Origin of the sequence: Phaeovulum sp. (assembly GCF_030684035.1) — a bacterium.
GTDB lineage: Bacteria > Pseudomonadota > Alphaproteobacteria > Rhodobacterales > Rhodobacteraceae > UBA6213.
Window position 1 is genome coordinate 1 of the sequence record NZ_JAUXPI010000044.1, and the last position, 19075, is coordinate 19075.

General features: G+C 65.8%; 18 protein-coding genes and 1 tRNA gene. 11 read left to right on the forward strand and 8 right to left on the reverse strand.

Translation table 11 applies throughout. The features are described 5' to 3' along the window. Window positions 1–238: 238 nt before the first annotated feature. Window positions 239–499 carry a hypothetical protein gene (locus tag Q8J98_RS09940; protein ID WP_305294203.1) on the reverse strand — a complete coding sequence of 87 codons (261 nt, stop codon included), beginning with the start codon at window positions 497–499 and terminating at the stop codon, window positions 239–241. A 448-nt stretch (window positions 500–947) separates the two neighbouring features. Here Q8J98_RS09940 and Q8J98_RS09945 point away from each other — a divergent pair, with 448 nt between their 5' ends. From Q8J98_RS09945 to modC, 4 genes are all read left to right on the forward strand, one after another. After that, entirely contained in the window at window positions 948–1316 is a 369-nt protein-coding gene (locus Q8J98_RS09945) for a winged helix-turn-helix domain-containing protein (RefSeq protein WP_305183896.1), read from the forward strand. Window positions 1317–1389: 73 nt separating this feature from the next. Next, on the forward strand, window positions 1390–2178 hold the full coding sequence (modA, locus tag Q8J98_RS09950; RefSeq protein ID WP_305183897.1) for a molybdate ABC transporter substrate-binding protein: 789 nt from the start codon (window positions 1390–1392) through the stop codon (window positions 2176–2178). 2 nt (window positions 2179–2180) lie between these two features. Beyond that, window positions 2181–2849: a molybdate ABC transporter permease subunit gene (modB, locus tag Q8J98_RS09955; protein WP_305294204.1), complete on the forward strand. Its 669-nt coding sequence runs from the start codon at window positions 2181–2183 to the stop codon at window positions 2847–2849. Continuing rightward, the gene (gene modC, locus Q8J98_RS09960; RefSeq protein WP_305294205.1) at window positions 2849–3946 is read left to right on the forward strand and encodes a molybdenum ABC transporter ATP-binding protein; all 1098 of its coding nucleotides are present in this window, start codon (window positions 2849–2851) and stop codon (window positions 3944–3946) included. Before modB ends, modC begins: the two co-directional genes overlap by 1 nt. 108 nt (window positions 3947–4054) lie before the next feature. Here modC and Q8J98_RS09965 read toward each other — a convergent pair. The 3 genes from Q8J98_RS09965 to Q8J98_RS09975 form a co-directional block, all read right to left on the reverse strand. Continuing rightward, window positions 4055–4129: transfer RNA gene (locus tag Q8J98_RS09965), tRNA-Thr, on the reverse strand. Window positions 4130–4361: 232 nt separating this feature from the next. Further along, the gene (locus Q8J98_RS09970) at window positions 4362–5756 is read right to left on the reverse strand and encodes a cytochrome c3 family protein (RefSeq protein ID WP_305294206.1); all 1395 of its coding nucleotides are present in this window, start codon (window positions 5754–5756) and stop codon (window positions 4362–4364) included. A gap of 140 nt (window positions 5757–5896) precedes the next feature. Further along, a complete protein-coding gene (locus tag Q8J98_RS09975) occupies window positions 5897–6313 on the reverse strand; it encodes a hypothetical protein (RefSeq protein ID WP_305294208.1) in 417 nt (138 codons plus the stop codon). Window positions 6314–6465: 152 nt separating this feature from the next. Here Q8J98_RS09975 and Q8J98_RS09980 point away from each other — a divergent pair, with 152 nt between their 5' ends. The 4 genes from Q8J98_RS09980 to Q8J98_RS09995 are packed head-to-tail and all read left to right on the forward strand — an operon-like array spanning window position 6466 to window position 8851. Then, on the forward strand, window positions 6466–6633 hold the full coding sequence (locus tag Q8J98_RS09980) for a hypothetical protein (RefSeq protein ID WP_305294209.1): 168 nt from the start codon (window positions 6466–6468) through the stop codon (window positions 6631–6633). After that, window positions 6634–7899 carry a UDP-N-acetylglucosamine 1-carboxyvinyltransferase gene (murA, locus tag Q8J98_RS09985; protein WP_305183903.1) on the forward strand — a complete coding sequence of 422 codons (1266 nt, stop codon included), beginning with the start codon at window positions 6634–6636 and terminating at the stop codon, window positions 7897–7899. Then, window positions 7896–8372 carry a DUF2948 family protein gene (locus tag Q8J98_RS09990; RefSeq protein ID WP_305183904.1) on the forward strand — a complete coding sequence of 159 codons (477 nt, stop codon included), beginning with the start codon at window positions 7896–7898 and terminating at the stop codon, window positions 8370–8372. The genes murA and Q8J98_RS09990 overlap by 4 nt, the downstream gene beginning before the upstream one ends. A gap of 2 nt (window positions 8373–8374) precedes the next feature. Continuing rightward, window positions 8375–8851 carry a GNAT family N-acetyltransferase gene (locus tag Q8J98_RS09995; protein ID WP_305294210.1) on the forward strand — a complete coding sequence of 159 codons (477 nt, stop codon included), beginning with the start codon at window positions 8375–8377 and terminating at the stop codon, window positions 8849–8851. Window positions 8852–9048: 197 nt separating this feature from the next. Here Q8J98_RS09995 and Q8J98_RS10000 read toward each other — a convergent pair whose 3' ends face one another. From Q8J98_RS10000 to Q8J98_RS10010, 3 genes are all read right to left on the reverse strand, one after another. Further along, on the reverse strand, window positions 9049–10101 hold the full coding sequence (locus Q8J98_RS10000; RefSeq protein ID WP_305183906.1) for an ABC transporter ATP-binding protein: 1053 nt from the start codon (window positions 10099–10101) through the stop codon (window positions 9049–9051). 17 nt (window positions 10102–10118) lie between these two features. Continuing rightward, window positions 10119–12272, reverse strand: a complete 2154-nt coding sequence (locus Q8J98_RS10005) for an iron ABC transporter permease (protein ID WP_305294211.1) — start codon at window positions 12270–12272, stop codon at window positions 10119–10121. A 76-nt stretch (window positions 12273–12348) separates the two neighbouring features. After that, window positions 12349–13377 (reverse strand): ABC transporter substrate-binding protein, encoded by a 1029-nt coding sequence (locus Q8J98_RS10010; protein WP_305183908.1) that lies wholly within the window; start codon window positions 13375–13377, stop codon window positions 12349–12351. Between the two features lie 217 nt (window positions 13378–13594). On the opposite strand from Q8J98_RS10010, the gene Q8J98_RS10015 reads away from it, so the two are divergent. Genes Q8J98_RS10015 through Q8J98_RS10025 form a run of 3 tightly spaced genes read left to right on the forward strand, consistent with a single transcriptional unit; the run spans window position 13595 to window position 17413 of the window. Beyond that, a complete protein-coding gene (locus Q8J98_RS10015; protein WP_305294212.1) occupies window positions 13595–14335 on the forward strand; it encodes a response regulator in 741 nt (246 codons plus the stop codon). Next, window positions 14332–16812 (forward strand): ATP-binding protein, encoded by a 2481-nt coding sequence (locus Q8J98_RS10020; RefSeq protein WP_305294213.1) that lies wholly within the window; start codon window positions 14332–14334, stop codon window positions 16810–16812. The genes Q8J98_RS10015 and Q8J98_RS10020 overlap by 4 nt, the downstream gene beginning before the upstream one ends. Continuing rightward, entirely contained in the window at window positions 16802–17413 is a 612-nt protein-coding gene (locus tag Q8J98_RS10025) for an HAD family phosphatase (protein WP_305294215.1), read from the forward strand. The genes Q8J98_RS10020 and Q8J98_RS10025 overlap by 11 nt, the downstream gene beginning before the upstream one ends. Window positions 17414–18021: 608 nt before the next feature. Here the strand turns inward: Q8J98_RS10025 and Q8J98_RS10030 are convergent. Continuing rightward, the gene (locus Q8J98_RS10030) at window positions 18022–18951 is read right to left on the reverse strand and encodes a MurR/RpiR family transcriptional regulator (protein ID WP_305294216.1); all 930 of its coding nucleotides are present in this window, start codon (window positions 18949–18951) and stop codon (window positions 18022–18024) included. Between the last annotated feature and the right edge of the window lie 124 nt (window positions 18952–19075).

Sequence of the window (19075 nt, forward strand, 5' to 3'; positions counted from 1 at the left end):
GTCCGCCGCATGATCTCGACGGTGCCCTGACCGTCTGCGGTCGCGAGCACGATGCCCGCCCGCCACGCGAGCTTGCGCGCCGTGTTGCGGTTGGTCAGCAGAGCTTGAAGCTCAGCGCGGTCGGCGGGGCCAAGGAAAAGGTAGATGTCGGAGCGTCTCATCCTCCGACTATGCCACAGCATGGCACCGGCGGGAATCCTACGTCAGGTGTCGAACACTAGGTGCCATGCGGTGGGGGCTAGTCGTTGCCGCCGCCGTTGTCGTTGGGCGGGTTGGGCTCGTTGATGGCGCTGACTTGCCCGCCGAGATTCGCGTCAGAGTTCTGCACGAACTCGCTGACAGCCTGGCCAAACGGGATGCCCGCGCTCTTGTAGAGCGCGACTGTCGCTTTCACCGCCTGGCCCCCTGCGCCGGGGTCGTCGGGGGCACCGGCAAGTGCGGGGGTGGTACCGAACATGGCCAGCACACAGGTCATGGCGAAAATAGGTTTGAATTTCATGATATTTTCTCCCTGATTGCTCCCTGAGGCGTATTCACCTCGAATTTATATTAGTATAATTCCAGACTAAAGGAACAGTTGCCGATGGTAATCGGCCAAAATTGGCCGATATTCACGCCAGAGTAGTGGAATATTTCGTAAGGCTTATTCTCTGGTTGCAAAGCCAACAGGGCTCCGCGCGGCAAGTTTCAAACAAGCGCCGCACCTTGCTGGGTGATCGCGGTGGCCTCTGGCGGCAATCACTGCGCTGAATGCCGCCAACCTGCCTGACCCCCGGGCGGAGGCGGCCATGCTGACACCTGCGGCGACTGCGGCCATTCGAAATGCGGCTGAAAGGCCTGCCGGGTGCGGCTCTGGCAATGTGTCCGCCGCCGACAGCGGTGCTTCGCGACCGCCGCTGACCAGATTGCGCTTGCCTCGCGCAGTCCCGGATTGCCATAGTCGCGCCATGGCCAAAAACGCCCCGCCCCCCGGTCTGCGCATCCGCATCGTCTTTGGCGATGGCAGAATGCTGGGTCCAGGCAAGGCCGAACTCCTGGAACGGATCGCGCGCACCGGGTCCATCGCCGCGGCAGGGCGCGAAATGCGGATGAGCTACAAGCGCGCCTGGATGCTGATCGAGACCTTGAACGCGATGTTCCGCGAGCCTTTGGTCGAAAGCACCCGCGGCGGGCCGAAAGGCGGCGGCGCGGTCTTGACCGAAACCGGCCATGCAGTCTTGCGGCACTACCAGGAGGTGGTGGCTGCTGCAGCCGCGGCGGGCAAAAAGCCGGTCGCCACGCTGGCAGATCTGCTGAAGGATATTCCCGAGCAGTAATAACGCTTGCCTGGGCCCGATGAATCGGCTGATATGTTCGGCGAAACATATCACAACCCGGATGGAACAGCCGATGCTCGATCAGACCCGCCGTGGCATGGCGGCATTCGGCCTGGCCCTGATGTCTGGCCTCGCGCCGGTTTCTGCCATGGCAGAGGACAGGCCGGTGATCGCCGCCGCGGCCGACCTCAAGTTTGCGCTGACCGAGATTGCGGCGGCTTTCGCGGCCGAGACCGGCACGAAGGTGGACCTTGCCTTCGGCTCTACCGGCAACTTCGCCACCCAAATTCGCGAGGGCGCGCCCTACCAGATGTATATGGCGGCGGATGAAAGCTATGTGGCTTGGTTGGCGGCAGCGGGCCTGACCCGCGACGAAGGCACGCTTTACGCGCAGGGCCGGATCGTGATGATGGTGCCGCACGGCTCCCGCCTTGCCGCGGATGGCAGCCTCGAAACCTTGAGGGCGGCACTGGCGGCGGGGAACATCAGCCATTTCGCCATCGCCAACCCGGAACATGCGCCCTATGGCAGGCGGGCGATGGAGGCGCTTCGGCACCAGGGAATATGGGAGGCGCTCGGGCCCTTTCTGGTGCTGGGGGAGAACGTCAGCCAGGCGGCGCAATTTGCCACTTCGGGCGACGCCGAGGGCGGCATCATCGCCTATTCGCTGGCGCTGTCGGAACAGGTCTCCAGACTTGGCAGCTACCAACTTATCCCGGCAGACTGGCACGCGCCGCTCAATCAGCGCATGGTGCTGTTGAAATCGGCGGGGCCGGTTGCCGAGGCCTTCTATGTCTATATCGGCACCCCTGCCGCGCGTGAGATCATGAAGAAATACGGTTTCGGGCTGCCCGGAGAATAGGATTGGACTGGACGTCGCTCTTGTTGTCGCTGCGGCTGGCAGGGTGGACCGTGGTGATCCTCCTGCCGGTTGCGATTTTCGTGGGCCGGTTTCTGGCCTATCGCAGCTTTGCGGCCAAAGGCCTTGTCGAGGCGCTGGTGATGTTGCCGCTGGTGCTGCCGCCAACGGTGTTCGGCTTTTATCTGTTGCTCGGTTTTGGCGCGCGCTCGCCCATCGGGCAGGCCTGGGTTGCCGTGTTCGGCGAGCAACTGGTGTTCACCTTCCAGGGGCTTCTGCTGGCCTCGGTGATCTTCAACCTGCCTTTCGCGATTCAGCCCGCGCAGCGCGGGTTCGAGGCGATTCCGCTGCAAGTGCGCGAGGCGGCGGCATGCTGCGGGATGTCGCCGATGCGGTCGCTCTGGAAGGTGGAGCTGCCGCTGGCCTGGCCGGGGCTGTTGACCGCAATGGTGCTCACCTTTGCCCATACGCTGGGGGAATTCGGCATCGTGCTGATGGTGGGTGGCTCGATTCCGGGCAAGACCAAGACCATCGCCATATCGATCTACGACAAGGTGCAGGGGTTCGACATGGCAGGTGCAGGCACGATGTCGGCGGTGCTTCTGGCAATTTCGCTCGGCACCATCACGCTGACTTTCTGGCTGTCGGCGCGCCTTGGCAAAAGGCTGTCGTGATGGTGCTGCAGGTCATGGTGAAGGCGCAGGGTCCGATCCCGCTCGATGTGGCGTTCGAGGTGCAGCCGGGGGAACTGCTGGCGCTCGTCGGCCCGTCCGGATCGGGCAAATCCACCCTGCTGCGCACCATCGCAGGGCTTTGGACGCCAGCGCAGGCGCTGGTTGCCGTTGCCGGTGAAACTTGGGTGGATACGGCGCGTGGGGTGAACCTTGCGGCACACCTTCGCCATGTGGGGATGGTGTTCCAGTCCTACGCGCTGTTTCCGCATATGACCGCCGAGGCCAATGTGATGTCGGCCATGACGGCGCGCACGAAAGCCGCGCAGCGCGACGAGGCGCACCGCCTGCTGGCGCTGGTCAATCTGCACGCCCTTGGCGCGCGGATGCCTGCCGAGCTTTCGGGAGGCCAGCAGCAGCGGGTGGCGGTCGCACGCGCTCTGGCGCGCAATCCGCAGGTGCTGCTTCTCGACGAACCGTTTTCGGCGGTGGACCGCGCCACGCGCGAAGCGCTTTATGCCGAAATTCGCGCTCTTCGCGGGGTGCTCGACATGCCCGTGGTGCTGGTGACGCATGATGTCAACGAGGCGCAGCTTCTGGCCGACCGCATGGTGGTGATCGAGGCGGGCCGGATGGTGGCATCCGGGCCGACGGCGGTTGTCATGTCCGACCGCTTGGCTCTGCAAGCCATGGGTGTCCGCGAGGCGGCGGCGATGCTGCGTGCGACGGTTCACAGCCATGCCAACGATGGCATGACCCGGCTGACCACCCGTGCGGGCACATTGTGGTTGCCGCGGCTGGATGCCGCCCCTGGGGCGCAGGTAAGGGTGCGGATCATGGCGCATGAGGTGATCTTGTCGCGCGCCCACCCCGAAGGCCTGTCGGCACAGAATATCCTGCCGGTGCAGGTGGTTGACATCTCGCAAGCCGAAGGCCCGGCGGTCATGGTGCGGCTTGCGCTTGGCGAAGAAATCATTCTTGCCAGCATCACCAGCCGTGCCGTCGCGTCGCTCGCCTTGCGCCCGGGCGATCATGTCCACGCGGTGCTCAAGTCCATGTCGGTCGCTCGCGATCATGTCTCCCTGGGCGACGCGCCCTGATGCAGGGGGCATATCGACAAGCGGAAACCGTTTCCTCGACGGAAAAACCACCGCGCAGGACCGCCGCTTCCGGGGCGGCCCGGAGAGGATTCGGAAAAGGGAAAAAGATGGTGCTGTGAGAGAGGATTGAACTCTCGACCTCCCCCTTACCAAGGGGGTGCTCTACCACTGAGCTACCACAGCGCCGGTTGGGTCTTGCAGACCGTGGGCGCGGATTTAGACGCAATCGCCATGCCGTGCAAGCGCAATCTCGCGCCGCAAACCGGCCGGTGTCCGGTGCCCGCTCCGGTGCCGCCAGCGGCGGCGCAAGGGCCAGAGACGCGGATCACCCGGCGGGTCCCACACCGCCGGACCAGACGATCCGGGCGAGGCTTGCGCCTCGCCCGGCAGAGGTCAACCCTTGGTCGGCAGCGCGTCAGGGACGGTTTGCCTCCGGGTCATTGCAGGCGGTCTTGAGGTCCGCGCCGCCGACGAGATCGTTCAGGTCGGCGCAGCTGTCATAAAGCAGCCGCAAGGTATAGTTGAGGTTGTGCAGGCCCATGCTGGCGTCGCCCTCGGTTATCAGGGCGAAGTTCCAGATCGCCTTCAGCAGCCGTGCCGAGGGGTCGGTTTCGCTGGTCGCCGCGGGCAGCTTGTCGCGGCCGTAGCCCGAGATCACGCAGCGCTCGTGCCCGTCATTGGCAAAGCTCATGCCGTTTTGCGACCCGGTAACCTTGTCATAGGCGGCCTTCAGCAGGCCGGAACACCCCTGATCGGGGTCGGCAAGGCGCACCAGAATGTCGCTGACCAGACGCGCGGGCTGTTTGGGAATCTCGAGCTTGACGGTGGCGGAGTCGGTGCTTGCCAGCCAGTCCTTGGCATCCTGAAAGTAGAGCGAACCGGCGACCAGATAGCCATCCGAGACCGGCACCGAATAGGTCGTCAGGTCGCGTTTGACGATATCGTGGCAGCTTTCGCAGCCCCCGAGGTTCGCCGCCATCGACCCCCGCAGCGGCGCGGTGATCTCGAAGCTGTGGTTGCCAAGTCCGGCGGACAGATGCGACATCATGTCGGTGCGCAACGGCATGTGGCAACTGACGCAGTTGGATTTCGGATCGACCGAATGCGTCGAGTCGTCGGGATATTCCCTGCCCGCGTATTCGGCACCGTTCGCACCGACCAGAACATCGGCCTCGCCGCCATAATGCGGGCCGAAATGCGCGTTGAGCGCGAAGTCTGACTTGAGCGAGTTCATGATGCGATCGATCGTCGTATCGAAGGTGGCCACCCGCCCGTCCATCAGCCGCACCGAGTGGCAGCTGACACAGATGCTGCCTTCCGGTTTGTCGTAGGTTGCGTTGATGCCATTGTGCACCGGGGTGCCGGAAGGCACCGTGAGAACCGCGAAGTTGGTTTCTTGATGCGGCGTGTGGCAGGTTGAACAGCCGATCGGCGAGGGGTGGGCGAGGACTTCGGCGGCAACCGCCTCGGGGCTGTCATACTTGCCCGCGAGGCGGTTCAGGAACCCCTCGTTGGTGTGGCAGACTTGGCAGCTGGACCCGTTGCCCATCGACGACATCGATCCGCCCCAATAGAACCCGATCGCCTGATGGCTGGCACTGTCGAACACCAGCTGGCGCTGGCCGTTGGCATGCACCGATTGCGCCCAGCCCGCCTTGGCGGAAAGAATCTGCTGGCCGATCTCGGTGGTGCCAGAGTGGCATTCGATGCAGGCCTTCAGTTCCTCGGCAACTACCAGCGGCTCTGCTCCCGCAGGGCCGAAGGTTGCCAGTAACATGGCTACGCCTGTTGAAAGCGTGATTTTGAACATTTCTGATCTCCTGTTGCTGCGTGTTGGCGCAGCCGCCCTTCAGGCCCGGCGCAAAGCTGTGCGGGAACGGCGGCGGTGCCGGGTTTGCGCGCCCGTTGAGGGGCGGTGCGGCGGCTCTGTGCCGACGCCTTAACCGGCGGTCAGATCAGGTATGGTGGCGCTCGCGCGTTTTGCGGCAGCGTGCGCTTGGCCAGTACCGGCGTCTCGGGGTCGTTGCGCCGCAGGGTTTCGCTGCGGTTGGCTGTCGGCATTGGCGCGATCAGCGCGGGCTCGGGGAAGACGGCGCGCGCCAGCGCGATGCAGAGCGAACAGCTCGGGTCCTGGAAGGGCGGCACCGGCTCCCTGTCGCCGGTCGCGGGCGCGGCCCCGGCCAGGTCTGCCATCGCCGCGCTCAGGTCGTGGGTGCACAGATAGCGCGGATCAGTGAAATCATCGACGCCGCTGCCCCCAGCGCGCAGCGCAAGCCCGCCGAGCGTCGGCGACAGCAGGACAAACACCAGCAGGGCGAGAAAAACTCTGCGTAACGCGGCAGTTCTGGGGTGAACTCCAAACACCACGGCCCTATCCGGTTTATGCGCTTCCGACAGACTAGACGGCGCTGCCGGGCACGCGCATGTGACAAATCGTCTTGATTCGCGCCGTTCGGCGTACCTGCGCGCGCCGCCGCGAAATCTGGACGGCTGCGCGCAATGTCGCTAGAGAGGGTCGCATGACCGGCAAAGCTCCAAAACAGGCGGCAGAGGGCAAGGCCGCGCGCGCGACGCGGCTTGCCGAAGCGCTGCGCGCCAATCTTTTGCGGCGCAAGGCTCAGGCGCGCGGGCGCGCGACGGCGACGGCAGACAAGAACGACCAGAACGGCGAGAGGCAGGAAAGCTGAATGGACCAGATCATCGTGCGCGGCGGCAGGCCGCTTCAAGGTGCCATCCCGATTGCCGGGGCGAAAAACGCCTGCCTTGCGCTGATGCCCGCGACGCTGCTGAGCGAGGCACCGCTGACCCTGACGAATGCGCCCAGGCTATCCGACATCGCCACCATGACCCAGCTTCTGGCCAGCCTCGGTGCCGAGGTGGCAAGCCTTCAGGGCGGCCAGGTGCTGGCGCTGTCGAGCCACGCGATTTCCAGCCACACGGCTGACTATGACATCGTGCGCAAGATGCGCGCCTCGATTCTCGTGCTCGGGCCGATGCTGGCGCGCGAAGGGCAGGCGGTGGTCTCGCTTCCCGGTGGCTGCGCGATCGGCGCGCGGCCGGTGGATCTGCATCTGAAGGCGCTTGAAGCCCTGGGGGCCGAGCTTGATCTGCGCGACGGTTATGTACATGCCAAGGCCCCGCGCGGGCTTCGGGGCGCTCAGGTCGAGTTTCCATTCGTTTCGGTGGGTGCCACGGAAAACGCGCTGATGGCGGCAACACTGGCCAAGGGCACGACCGTGCTGAAGAACGCCGCGCGCGAACCGGAAATCGTCGATCTGGCCGAGTGCCTGCGCAAGATGGGGGCACATATCGAGGGCGAGGGCACATCGACCATCACCATCGAGGGGGTGGACCGGCTTGGCGGTGCCACGCACCCGGTGGTGACCGACCGCATCGAGCTTGGCACCTACATGCTCGCCCCGGCGATCTGTGGCGGCGAGGTGGAACTGATCGGTGGGCGGCTTGATCTGGTGGGCGCATTCGCGGCGAAGCTGGGCGAGGCGGGGATCGACGTTTCCGAAACCGCGCGCGGGCTTCTCGTCCGCCGCCGCAACGGGCGGGTGAATGCGGTGAATGTGGTGACCGAGCCGTTCCCCGGCTTTCCAACCGATCTGCAGGCCCAGATGATGGCGCTCTTGTGCACCGCCGAGGGGGTGAGCGTGCTGGAAGAACGCATCTTCGAGAATCGTTTCATGCATGCGCCCGAGCTATCGCGCATGGGTGCGCGCATCACCGTGCATGGCGGCACCGCGACCGTTATCGGCGTAGAGCGGCTGAAAGGCGCGCCGGTGATGGCGACCGACCTGCGCGCCTCGGTGTCGCTGATCCTCGCCGGGCTGGCGGCCGAGGGCGAAACCGTGGTCAGCCGCGTTTACCACCTTGATCGCGGCTATGAGCGGGTCGAGGAAAAGCTGCGCGCCGTCGGTGCCGATATCGAGCGGGTGCGCGAATGAGCGATGCACGCTTCGAAGACGGTGCCGAGGTGCCGCTGCGGCTGAAAGCCGAAACTGCCGAAGATCTGGCGGTGCTCGCGGCGCTGGTGCAGGACGCGATCCTGAGCAGCGCCGACATCCACTATGACCGCAAGGCGCGGCGGCTGGGGTTGCTTCTCAACCGCTTTCGCTGGGAAGACCGGGTCAGCGCCGAGGCGCAGGGACGCCCGTTCGAGCGGGTGCGCGCGCTGTTGCTGATTTCCGATGTGCTTGCGGTGCAGCTTTCTGGGGTAACGCCGGGGGCAGGGGGCACCGTGCTTTCGCTTCTCGATCTCGGTTGGGCACCGGGCGAAGACGGCAGCGGGCGGCTTACCCTGACGCTGGCGGGTGACGGCGCGATTGCCGCCGAGGTGGAGTGCCTGAACCTTGCGCTGCGCGATGTGACGCGGCCCTATGTGGCACCCTCGCGCAAGGCCCCGCAGCACCCGGAGTGAGCGTGCGGATCCGCCCGGCGGCGGTCGCTGATGCGCAGGCTGCTTCTGCGGTTCGCGTGACCTCGATCACCGAGTTATGCGAAGCCGATCACCACGGCGACCCCGGCGTGCTGTCGCGCTGGCTGGCCGACAAGACACCTGCGGCGCTGGCTGCGCGGATTGCGTCGGGCGGGGTGTTTGTGGCCGAGGTTGCGGGCCAACTGGTTGGTGTGGGCGAGTTCAGCCTTGCCGGGCTGGCGTCGGGGCAGGGCAGGATCACCCTCAACTATGTCGCCCCCGCCGCGCGGTTTCGGGGCATCAGCCGGGCGATGCTGCTGCGGCTCGAGGCGGAACTGGCCGCGCGGGGCTGCACCGAAGGGCTGCTTACCGCCACCGCCACCGCCACGCGCTTCTATCTGGCGGCTGGCTGGCGGCCCGCGGGGCCGCCGCGGCAGGGGCGCTGGATCGTCGGGCACCCGATGCGCAAGCGCCTTGGGTGAAGACACAGCGAGGTTCGCCCGCAATCCGCTGCGCACGACCACCGATCATTGATATCGCAATACTCTTTGCCACCATCAAAGCCGACGGGATGCAGAGCATTCCGGCGGTGGACGTGCGGGGAGTCGGATCTTCGGGTGCCCGCCGCGCCAGACCGGCAGGTCCTTTCGCGCGCATCTTGCAACACGCCCGATGCAGCTTAGCCCCGCACCAGCCGCGCATCGGAGGCCGCGAACGTGAGATGAACACTGTCGCCTTGCCGGAACGGCGCGGCCACCGGCGCAGTAATGGCAAACAGCGGGCCTGCGGCGCTATCGAGCGTGTACTGGATCTGGTTACCAAGCCAGGCGGCATAGCGAACCTCGGCGGGCAGGCTGCCGGGTAGGGGCTCGGCGGAAAGCTGCAACTGATGCGGACGCAGCACCAGTTTCGCCGGGCCCGTCTCGATGCTGGCCAATGGCAGCGTCAGAGGCCGGTCGAGCAGGGTCAACCCGGTCGTCGCACCCGCCAGCGTCACCTCCACGTCGATCAAGTTCGCGTCGCCGATGAAATCGGCGATGAAGGCCGAGGCAGGGCGATCATAAAGGTCGTGTGGCGAACCTTCCTGGGCGATCTCTGCGTTCTTCATCACGATGATGCGGTCGGAAACCGCCATCGCCTCTTCCTGATCATGCGTCACATAGACGGCGGTCAGGCCAAGTCGCTGCTGGATCTGGCGGATCTCTTCGCGCACATGGCGGCGCAGTTTCGCATCGAGGTTGGAAAGCGGCTCGTCGAGCAACAGCACCTCGGGTTCGAGCACGATCGCGCGGGCGACCGCGACGCGTTGCTGCTGGCCGCCGGAAAGTTCCGAGGGCAGCCGGGCACCGAAACCGGTCAGCCCGACCAGCGCGAGCCCCTCCTCGGCCTGCGCCTGAACATCGGCCTTTGGCAGGCGTTTGACGCGCAGCCCGTAGGCGACGTTTTCAAGCACCGTCATATGTGGAAACAGCGCGTAGGACTGAAATACCATCGACACCCGGCGGTAGGTGGCGGCGAGATGGGTCACGTCGTGCCCGCCGATCAGAATCCGCCCTTCGCTGGCGCTTTCGAGCCCCGCGATCAGGCGCAAGGTGGTGGTCTTGCCGCAGCCCGAAGGCCCGAGCAGCGTGACCAGTGTGCCGGGCGCGATGTCGAGCGTCAGCGGCTCAAGCGCCGTAACCTTGCCAAAGCGTTTGCCGACACCTTCGAAACGAACGGAACCTCGGGTCATTTTTCTCTCCGTTGGTGTCAATGCGCCTCAACCCTGTCGGTGCGGCGCAGGCGGCGACGCCCGATCAGCGCCTGCAGCGCAAGGATCGCGGCCAGCATGGTGACGATCAGGACCGTGGCATAAGCAATTGCGATGCCGAACTCGTTGTTTTCCACCCGGCCGACGATGAACGCTGTCGCCATGTTGTGGCGCGCGGAAACCAGGAAGATCACCGCAGAAACCGAGGTGATTGCGCGCACGAAACTGTAGGTCAGCGCGGCAAGGATGGCCGGGCCCAGCAGCGGCAGGATCACCCGGCGCAGCGTGGTGGCGCTGTTCGCGCCGAGCATGATCGAGGCTTCGTCGAGCGAGCGGTCAAGCTGGCTCATCGCGGCTATGCCGCCGCGCACCCCCACCGGCATGTTGCGGAACACGAAGACGATGATCAGGATCAACGCGGTTCCGGTCAACTCGATCGGCGGAAAGTTGAACGCCATGACATAGGCAACGCCGATCACAGTGCCGGGAATTGCAAAGGAAAGCATGGTTGAAAATTCAAATGCGCCCTTGCCGATAAAATTCTGGCGCACCAGCAGGTAGGCGGTGGCCAGGCCCACCGCTGCGGTTAGCGGCGCAGAAATGGCCGAGATGGTGAGCGTGGTGAAGTAGCTGTCCCAGGCCGCGCCGGTAAAGTGGATGCCGTTGCGCATGATGATGCCGAAGGCGCGTTTGTAATGGATCAGCGTAAAGGTATGGTCGTAGCCCCAGAGCTTTACGAAACTGCCGAAAACGATCAGCAAATAGACCGCCAGCGTGAACGCCGCCCAAGGCAGCGCAAGCGCGTAACAGGCGCGCCGCACCCCGCTTGACAACGCCGCATGGCGGCCGGAATCGGCCTTGCCGGTGACGGTCGCGTAGCTTTTGTTGCCCAGCCACTGTCGTTGCAGCACGAAGGCGCTCAGCGTCATCGCGAGCAATATCATCGACAGTATCGCGGCTTTGGCCGGGTCGGCCACCGTGCCGACGATGGCGAAATAGATATCGGTTGAAAGCACGTTGAAGTTGCCGCCCAACACCAGCGGGTTGCCGAAATCGGCGAGGCTTTCAATGAAACCGAGAAGGAATGCATTGGCTAGGCCCGGCCGCATCAGCGGCAGCGACACATATCGGAAGGTCTGCCAACGGGTAGCATTGAGCGTCTGGCTGGCTTCCTCCATCGACGGGCTGACCCCCTCGACCACGCCGATCAGCACCAGGAAGGCGATCGGCGCGAATGACAGCATCTGAGCCAGCCAGACGCCCCAGAAACCGTAAAGCCAGCGGGTCTTTTCCCAGCCGAAGGCATCGGCGAAAAACTCGGTGATGGTGCCCGCACGGCCAAACAGCAAGATCAGCGCAAGTCCGATCACGAACGGCGGCGTGATGATCGGCAGGATGGTGAGCACCCGCAACAGCCGCTTGGCGGGAAAATCGGTGCGCGTGAAGATCAGCGCGAAGGCCAGCCCCAGCAGCGTCGTGCCCGCCCCGGTCAAGAGCGCCAGCAGCAAAGAGTTCACGGCCGGTCCGCACCAGCGCCCGCCGCCGAGGCACGAGACCGACCAGATTTCCGGCGCGAAGAAGCGCGGCAGGAACTCCGAAACGCCAAATCCCGCCCCGCCCTTCAGCTCGAAGGCGCGGATCAGGATAAAGGCCATCGGATAAAAGACAAAGACCGCGACCAGCGCCACTACCAGCCCGACCAGCCCGGTAACAAAGGCATCGCCCCGGCCACGGCCAAGCCCCGAGATGCCGGTGGTGATCAGGAACAGGAGCGCCGCGGCGGTGACAAAGGCACCCGCACCCATGCCGGGCTGCGACGCCTCGGCCAATCCGAAGCGGGTGCCGGTGCCGAGGATCATCAGTCCCTGCCCGAGCATTGTTGCAAGGCCCAGCGCGCCGGCCGCGACCAGCCCGCGCGCGGTTGCAAGCGGCGGGCGGCGCGCTGCCAGCACCGCAGCGGCAAATCCCAGGCCAAGCAGTGGCCCGACCAGCCACAAACGGCCTGACATGGCCCAGACCAGCGCCGAAGACCCGGCCCCGAGCGGTGCAGCGAGCCAGCCGAACGACCAGAACCCGCCGGCCGAAATGTACCAGGGCAGCAGCGCATAGCCCGCCAGCCCGATCATAAGCCAAATGCCTGCGGTCCGCGTCATCTTTAGGGCACCCTTGGGGATTGCCCGCCCCGGCAGGCCTTGCGGCGTGGCGGGGCGGGCTCTGTGTGCGGCATGTTTACTCGATCGCGCCGCCTGCGTATTTCACGTCGGTTTCCCAACGCGCGAGCAGGCGCTCACGGGTCGCCGAAGAGCCGTAGGTCGCGAAGTCGTAATCGATCAGCTTGACCCCTGCCATGTCGGGGGCGTCAGGATCAGTAGCCGAGGCGGGGTTCGAAGGAATATTGTAAACCCCCACCTCGAGCCCGCGCGATTGCGCCTCGGCGCTGAGCACATATTCCACCCAGCGCGTCGCCGCTGCGAGGTTGGGCGTGCCGGCGATTACCGAAACCGCGCCGACCTCGTAGCCGGTGCCTTCGCAGGGGGCGACGATCGCCACCGGGAAGCCGTCCTTCTTCAGCTTCACCATGTCATGCATGAAGCCGATGCCGATGGTGGTTTCACCGCGCGCCGCGGCCTTGCCGGGGGCGGAGCCGGATTTGGTGTACTGGTTCACGTTCGCCCCGATCGCGGCCAGAAGCTTGAAGCCTTCGTCCTCGCCGAAAAGCTGCACCAGGGTGGCCAGCTCGGTATAGGCGGTGCCCGAGCTGTTGGGGTTGGAAACCTGAACCTCGCCACGGTATTCGGGCCTGGCCAGATCGCTCCAGCAGGCGGGAACCGTCAGGCCCTTCGCGGCCAGAACCTCGGTGTTGTAGATGATGCCGAGCAGTCCGACATGCACGCCGACGGCCCTGCCGCCCGACATTTCGGTCATGTTCAGCGACCAGCCGAGTTGACCGCCGACATCCGCGGTGGTGGCCTGGGTCAGCCCTTCGGCGGCGGCGATCAGGTGCGGGTCGCCGGTGCCGCCCCACCAAACGTCAACCTTGGGGTTTCCGGCCTCGGCGCGGATCTGCGCCAGCACTTCGCCGGTCGACTTGCGCACCATCGCCACGTCGATGCCGGTGTCGATCTTGAAATTCTGGGTCATCAGGTCGCACCAGGCCTGCTCGTTCGAGCAGACCACGTTCAGTTGTTCCGCGAAGGCACCCGAGGCACCAAAGGCAGCAGCCAGCGCCAGCGCGCTGATCGTGTGTTTGCGATTCATTGTTATTCCTCCAGACACTGCCCGAACCGGACTCCTCTTCCGGTCGGGTCGGCGGCAGGTTGGCACAACCGCGCGCCCGCGGTCGAGATGGTACGGCACCTCCAGGTCCGGTCTGATGTGGATTTTTCATGAACAAAGTTACAAAATCGGTCCACACAGTTCACAGCGGAGCCGTAATCGGCGAAGACATGCGCAAGCGAGGGGAGGGCAACAGAACATGCCGGGCGAGGCTGCGGGCGGGCCAGTTGTGGCGGTCATCGATGATGACCCGGATTTGCGTGCGACGGTCGCGGCGCTGTTGGCCGAAAGCGGCTTTCAACCGCTGCCATTACCGGACGGGGCGGCGTTCCTGGCTCTCGGTCCGGCCCCCGAGGTGGACCTTGCGCTGATCGACCTCAGGCTTGCAGGCGGTGAAAGCGGGTTGGCGCTGGCCGTCGCCATTCGCCAGCGGTTGGGCCTGCCGATCATCATGTTGACAGGCCGCGGCAACGATACCGACCGCATCATCGGGCTGGAGACGGGTGCCGACGATTACATGTCAAAGCCTTTCAACCCGCGCGAACTGATCGCGCGGGTGCGCGCCGTGTTGCGCCGCGCGGGGCGACCCTCACCGTCCCTGCCGGATCGCTCGGCCAACCAAATCCTGCCGTTCGGCGCGATGCGGCTCGATCTGACCCGGCGGGAGCTGATCGGTGCCGATGGTGCCGAGATCGCGCTGACCAACGCGGAATACCGGCTTCTGGAGCATTTCCTGCGCCACCCCGATCGAATCATCGCGCGCACCGATCTGATGCGCGAACTGGGCAACGACCTGTCGCAGTACATGGACCGCACCATCGACGTGCTGATCTTGCGGTTGCGCCGAAAGATCGAGCCGGTGCCCTCGAAACCGGTCCATTTGCAGACCCGGCGCGGTATGGGTTATGTCTTTGTCACCCGGTCCGGAGCGCCGACGTGAGGCGGCTGTCGGTACGGGCGCGGTTGATGTCGGCGCTGGCGGCGCTGGCGGCGGCGAACTTGATGCTCGGCTTGGTCGCCTGGATTGCGATCGATCGCGCGCGCGACCGGTTCGACCGGCTGCATGGCGAAACCCTGGTCGCGGTCGAACGCGCGCTGGTGCTCTCGCGGCAAGCCTCGGACCTGGCGACGCTGGCACCCTATCTGCTGACACTGAAAAGCCCGTTTCGAGTCGCCCAGGAAGGCGGTGCGGCGACCGCGCTGGTCGAAGCCGCTGAAATCCAGCTGCCGCCGGGCGACGCGCTTGCGCCGGTGCTCGCCGACACCGGAGCCGCTATTGCCAACCTGGTCGCTGCGGCCTCGGACCGTGCAGCGTTGCGCGACCTTGTGCTGCGGCTCGCGGCGGAACTGGCGCAGAGCGAACGCCGCTTTGCCGCGTTCTCTGCCGAACCCGGGGCCAGCTTGGCCGAGCGGCAGGACTGGCTTAGTCTGCAACGGCTTGCGGCGGTCTTGCTTGCGGCTTCGCGGGCCGAAAACCTGATCGGCGTGGGCGAGTTTCACCGCGAATATTACGGCCTGTCGCGCCGGCTGGCGGGCGCGGTGGCAGCACCGGGCACCCAGGCGCTGGGCCGATTGGTCAAACTGGCCGAAGGCGAGGGCGGGCTTTTCGATCTGCGCCGCTTCGAGCTGGCAAGGGCGATAGATGCTGAAGCGGCGCTGGTGCGCATCCGCTACGGCAGCGCCGCGGTTATCGCCCATTCGGCTGCGGTCAACGCCGCGGCGCAGGCCACGATTGCCGAAGAACGGGCGCGCACCGCCACGGCGATTTCGCTGGCCAAGCTGACGATCCTCAGCATCGGCTTGGCCAGCACCGGGCTGGCGCTGATCGCGGCCCTCTATGTCTCGGGGCACGTTACCGCCAACCTGCGCGCCATTTCGGATGCGATGATGCGGTTGGCGGCGGGCGACCGATCATCGCGACTGCCGCGCGGCGAGGGCGCGGGTGACGAAATCGGCAAGCTCCTGTACGCGTTTCGCAGCTTCCGCGCCAACGCGCTTCGGCTTGACCGTTCCTACCGCCAGGCGGCGCAGCGCACCGCGCTATTTGGCAACATGATGGAAGCAATCAGTGACGGCGTCGCGGTGCTTGCCGAAGGCGGCGCGCTGGTCAGCACCAATGATCGCCTTGCGCAAGTGCTGCGGATCGACCCTGCATCGCTTCAGGGGCGCGTGGTGCTGGCTGAAGCCGTCGCGGCGGCCGGCTGGCTGGTTGAACCCGGCCCTGGTGGCTTTGCCGATCTTTCATTGCCCGATGGCCATCATGCCGAGTGGCGCGAAAGCCCGCTGCCTGGCGGAGGCTCGGTGGCGCTGGTTTCGGATGCGACCGAGCGGCGGCAGATGGAAGAGCGCCTCGCGCGGATTCAGCGGATCGAGGCGTTGGGCAAGGTTTCGGGCGAAGTCGCGCATGATTTTGGCAACATCCTTTCTACCATCTCGGGGAGTCTGCACCTGATGGAAACCGCCGCGCCCGCGCGCCAGTTGGCGCTGCGCCAAACGATCGGCTCGGCGGTCGATCTTGGCACCTCGCTGACCGAGCGGTTGCTGGCCTTCGCACGGCGCCAACAGCTTGACCCCGAAGTGATCGAGCTCAACGCGCTGGTCGAGGGCCTGGCCGATCTGGTCGGATTCGCGTTGCACGACGGGGTGGCGCTGACGATCCAGCCTTCGACCGAGCCGCTTCTGGCAAAGGTGGACCCCGGGCAGCTTGAAAGCGCGATCCTCAACCTCTGCCTGAACGCCGCGCAGGCGATCGAGGCGGGCGGACAGATCACCATTTCCATTGCCCGCCTGGCCGATGGCGCGGCGCAGATCGAGGTTGCCGATACCGGCAAAGGCATGAGCGCCGAGGTCCTGCGCCACGCGATGGAGCCGTTTTTCTCGGCACGAATTGACGGCACCGGAACCGGGCTCGGGCTGGCGATGGTCTATGGCTTCATCCGGCAGTCGGGCGGCGACATGCGCATCGATTCGACCGAAGGCAGGGGCACCACGGTGTGCCTGGTGCTGCCGCCGGTGGTGACCGACGAGACCACAGCGCCTGCTCTGCCTTGGCGGCGCATTCTTCTGGTCGAGGATGACCCTGCGCAACTTGCGCTTGCGCGCGCCGAACTGGCGCTGCCGGGGGTCGAGGTGGTCGGGGCCGAGTTCGCCGCCGAGGCGCTCGAACAGCTGGCCGCCGCACGCTTCGATCTGGTGCTCACCGATCTGTCATTGCAGGGGCAGGCCACAGGCTGGGCGATCGCCGAAGCCGCATTGGCCGATCCGCGCACGGTTTGTGTCGTGGTCTCGGGGCGGCTGCCCGACATCAACCCGCTGGGCGGGCAGTATGGTGCGCGGCTGGCGGTTTTGCCCAAACCGGTCACGCGAGCAGGGCTTTTTGCTGCGCTTGCCCGGAGTGCCGATCAGCATGGTACCTGAGGCGCTGATCTTTGATTGCGACGGCACGCTGGTTCTGAGCGCGAATCTGCATTTCGCGGCGTTCAGCGCGGCGCTCGCGGCGCAGGGTGCGCATCTCGATCGCGCCTGGTACGAAGCCCGCACCGGGTTCGCGCGCCGCGATCTGATCGCCGCCTTTTGCGCCCAAAGCGGGCTGCGGCTCGACCGAGCGCGGCTCGAAGCCGAAAGCATCACCGCCACGCTTGCGCGGGCGGCAACCACGGTGCGGGCGAATGCGCCGGTCGCGGCTCTGGCGCGTCGCTGCTTCGGGCACCTGCCGATGGCGGTTGCCTCGAACGCCGAGAAACCGGTGGTGCAGGCGATGCTTGCCGCGGCGGGGCTTGGCGATCTGTTCGACCCGGTGGTGACGCTGAGCGAGGCGGGCAAGGCCAAGCCCGACCCGGGGATGTTCCTGATGGCCGCCAGCGCCATGGCCCACGCCCCGGCGCGCTGCCTGGTGCTGGAAGACAGCGATCAGGGCCTGCAGGCCGCGCGCGCCGCAGGCATTCCCGCGCTCGACGTACGCTTGCCGTCGGTGTTGACCATGCTGCCGCAGCTTTGGCCCGGCATTGTGGCCAGTTGAGGCGCAGACCGAAGCTGGGCGATCGGTTGCGGCGACGGCTGCCGAAATGGCCGCCAACATGCTCCGGGGATACCGGCAAGACCGACCGCGGATGCGCCCTGATGCGGCGGAACGGGCAGTCTGGTCCGGCCCTGTGACCGCAAGCCCGCACGCCGATCCGGGATCCGGGTGCCGCGAATGCCGAGATGGTGGTAGCGATCGATATCGGGGTCTTTGGCCGCGGTTGAGGGTGGCACGGTGCGCAGCTCGGCCCGCGGCGGGGCCAAAGCGCCAGGACTCGCGCTTGCCGGATAGCCGACCCGCGCCATATTTTGCGCGGCTTTTGCAGGTGCCACTGGCGAGGTGCTGACCACCCTCATCGCGGCAGCGTCGAGCAGCGCCTACGGGCGCGGTCCCGCCGTCGTGCATCATGAGCTCGCGCAAGATCAACGGGCATGGTTGGAAAGCCGGATGAAACGGAACGCGCTTTCGCGCCAACATCTGCTGCGGCACCGGGGCAAGCGGGTCTCGAGTCTGTCTGGCGCTGAAAGAAGCGCCAGGCAGACTCCAGCTTCCTGGTTTGCGCCTGTCTTGCGACAAAACCGGTGCCCACTTTTGTCGGACAGGCTCTAGCTGTCGCGTACCTTGGTGGTGAAGGACTGCCGCACATAACCGCCATAACGCAAGAGCCGGGCCTCGGCGTCGCGCAGCCGCTGCTCGGTGTCGGGGCTGCGGCTGGCCAGTTCCACCAGCAGCCGCTCGACCAGATGAAACGCGCCGGTCAGCGAGGGCAGCAGTTGCGGCCCCGCCATTGGCAGCCGGAACACCTGCCAGGCACCGCGCGCGATCGGTGAGGCGTGGCTGTCGGTCAGCGCGATGATCCGCGCGCCGCAGCCTTGCGCGATATCGCAACCGCGGATCACCTCGGCCGAATATTGCGCGTAGCTGATGGCGATGACGATATCTTCGGGCGTGCAGGTGGACATCGCATCGACAATCAGCCCCGGCTGCGCCGGCGTCGGCTGAAAGTTCGCGAAAGCCATGGTGCCGGTATAGCTGAGGTAATGCGCGACCGAATAGCAGCTGCGCACACCGAGGCAATGCACCCGGCGCGCTGCCAGCAGCGCTTCGGCGCAGCGGGCTATCTGGGCATCAAGCGCGTCGGTATAAAGCGCCTCGATATTGCCAAGCGTGGCCGCGCGAAGCGAGGCACCAAGGTCCTTGCTGCTGTGCGCGCGCAAGGCCGCCACGCGGCTGGCCAGATCCGCGGTGGTTTCGCGGCGCAAAAGGTCGCGCACCGCGGTTTGCAGCGGCTCGAACCCGGCGAAGCCCAGGACGCGGGCAAGGCGCAGCACGGTATTGGCATTGCTGCCGGACATTGCCGCCATGGTGCGCACCGATTGAAAAGCGATCTCCTCGGGGCGGTCGGCCAGCCAGCGCGCCAGCGCCGCAGGCTGCGGCGTGGCGCTGGCGGAAGCCCGCGTCAGCGCCGCGGCCAGCTCGGCGAGGGTCGCGAACAGCGGGGCGGGTTCGGGGTGCGGGGTGGGGGTGTCGTTCAAGGGGGCCTCATCAGAGAATGCAACTGTAATACGAGATTGACTCTGGCGATACAAACGTTTCATCTACTTGCCAAGGTCCGTGCCCGTCAGAGGGCGCGCCCGAAACAAGCCTTTACAGTCTGAC

Bases quoted from the DNA above. Each gene is read 5' to 3' on its own strand.
- Q8J98_RS09940 (WP_305294203.1), bottom strand. From the start codon at position 499: ATGAAATTCAAACCTATTTTCGCCATGACCTGTGTGCTGGCCATGTTC.
- Q8J98_RS09945 (WP_305183896.1), top strand. From the start codon at position 948: ATGGCCAAAAACGCCCCGCCCCCCGGTCTGCGCATCCGCATCGTCTTT.
- modA (WP_305183897.1), top strand. From the start codon at position 1,390: ATGCTCGATCAGACCCGCCGTGGCATGGCGGCATTCGGCCTGGCCCTG.
- modC (WP_305294205.1), top strand. From the start codon at position 2,849: ATGGTGCTGCAGGTCATGGTGAAGGCGCAGGGTCCGATCCCGCTCGAT.
- Q8J98_RS09970 (WP_305294206.1), bottom strand. From the start codon at position 5,756: ATGTTCAAAATCACGCTTTCAACAGGCGTAGCCATGTTACTGGCAACC.
- Q8J98_RS09980 (WP_305294209.1), top strand. From the start codon at position 6,466: ATGACCGGCAAAGCTCCAAAACAGGCGGCAGAGGGCAAGGCCGCGCGC.
- murA (WP_305183903.1), top strand. From the start codon at position 6,634: ATGGACCAGATCATCGTGCGCGGCGGCAGGCCGCTTCAAGGTGCCATC.
- Q8J98_RS09990 (WP_305183904.1), top strand. From the start codon at position 7,896: ATGAGCGATGCACGCTTCGAAGACGGTGCCGAGGTGCCGCTGCGGCTG.
- Q8J98_RS10000 (WP_305183906.1), bottom strand. From the start codon at position 10,101: ATGACCCGAGGTTCCGTTCGTTTCGAAGGTGTCGGCAAACGCTTTGGC.
- Q8J98_RS10005 (WP_305294211.1), bottom strand. From the start codon at position 12,272: ATGACGCGGACCGCAGGCATTTGGCTTATGATCGGGCTGGCGGGCTAT.
- Q8J98_RS10010 (WP_305183908.1), bottom strand. From the start codon at position 13,377: ATGAATCGCAAACACACGATCAGCGCGCTGGCGCTGGCTGCTGCCTTT.
- Q8J98_RS10015 (WP_305294212.1), top strand. From the start codon at position 13,595: ATGCCGGGCGAGGCTGCGGGCGGGCCAGTTGTGGCGGTCATCGATGAT.
- Q8J98_RS10025 (WP_305294215.1), top strand. From the start codon at position 16,802: ATGGTACCTGAGGCGCTGATCTTTGATTGCGACGGCACGCTGGTTCTG.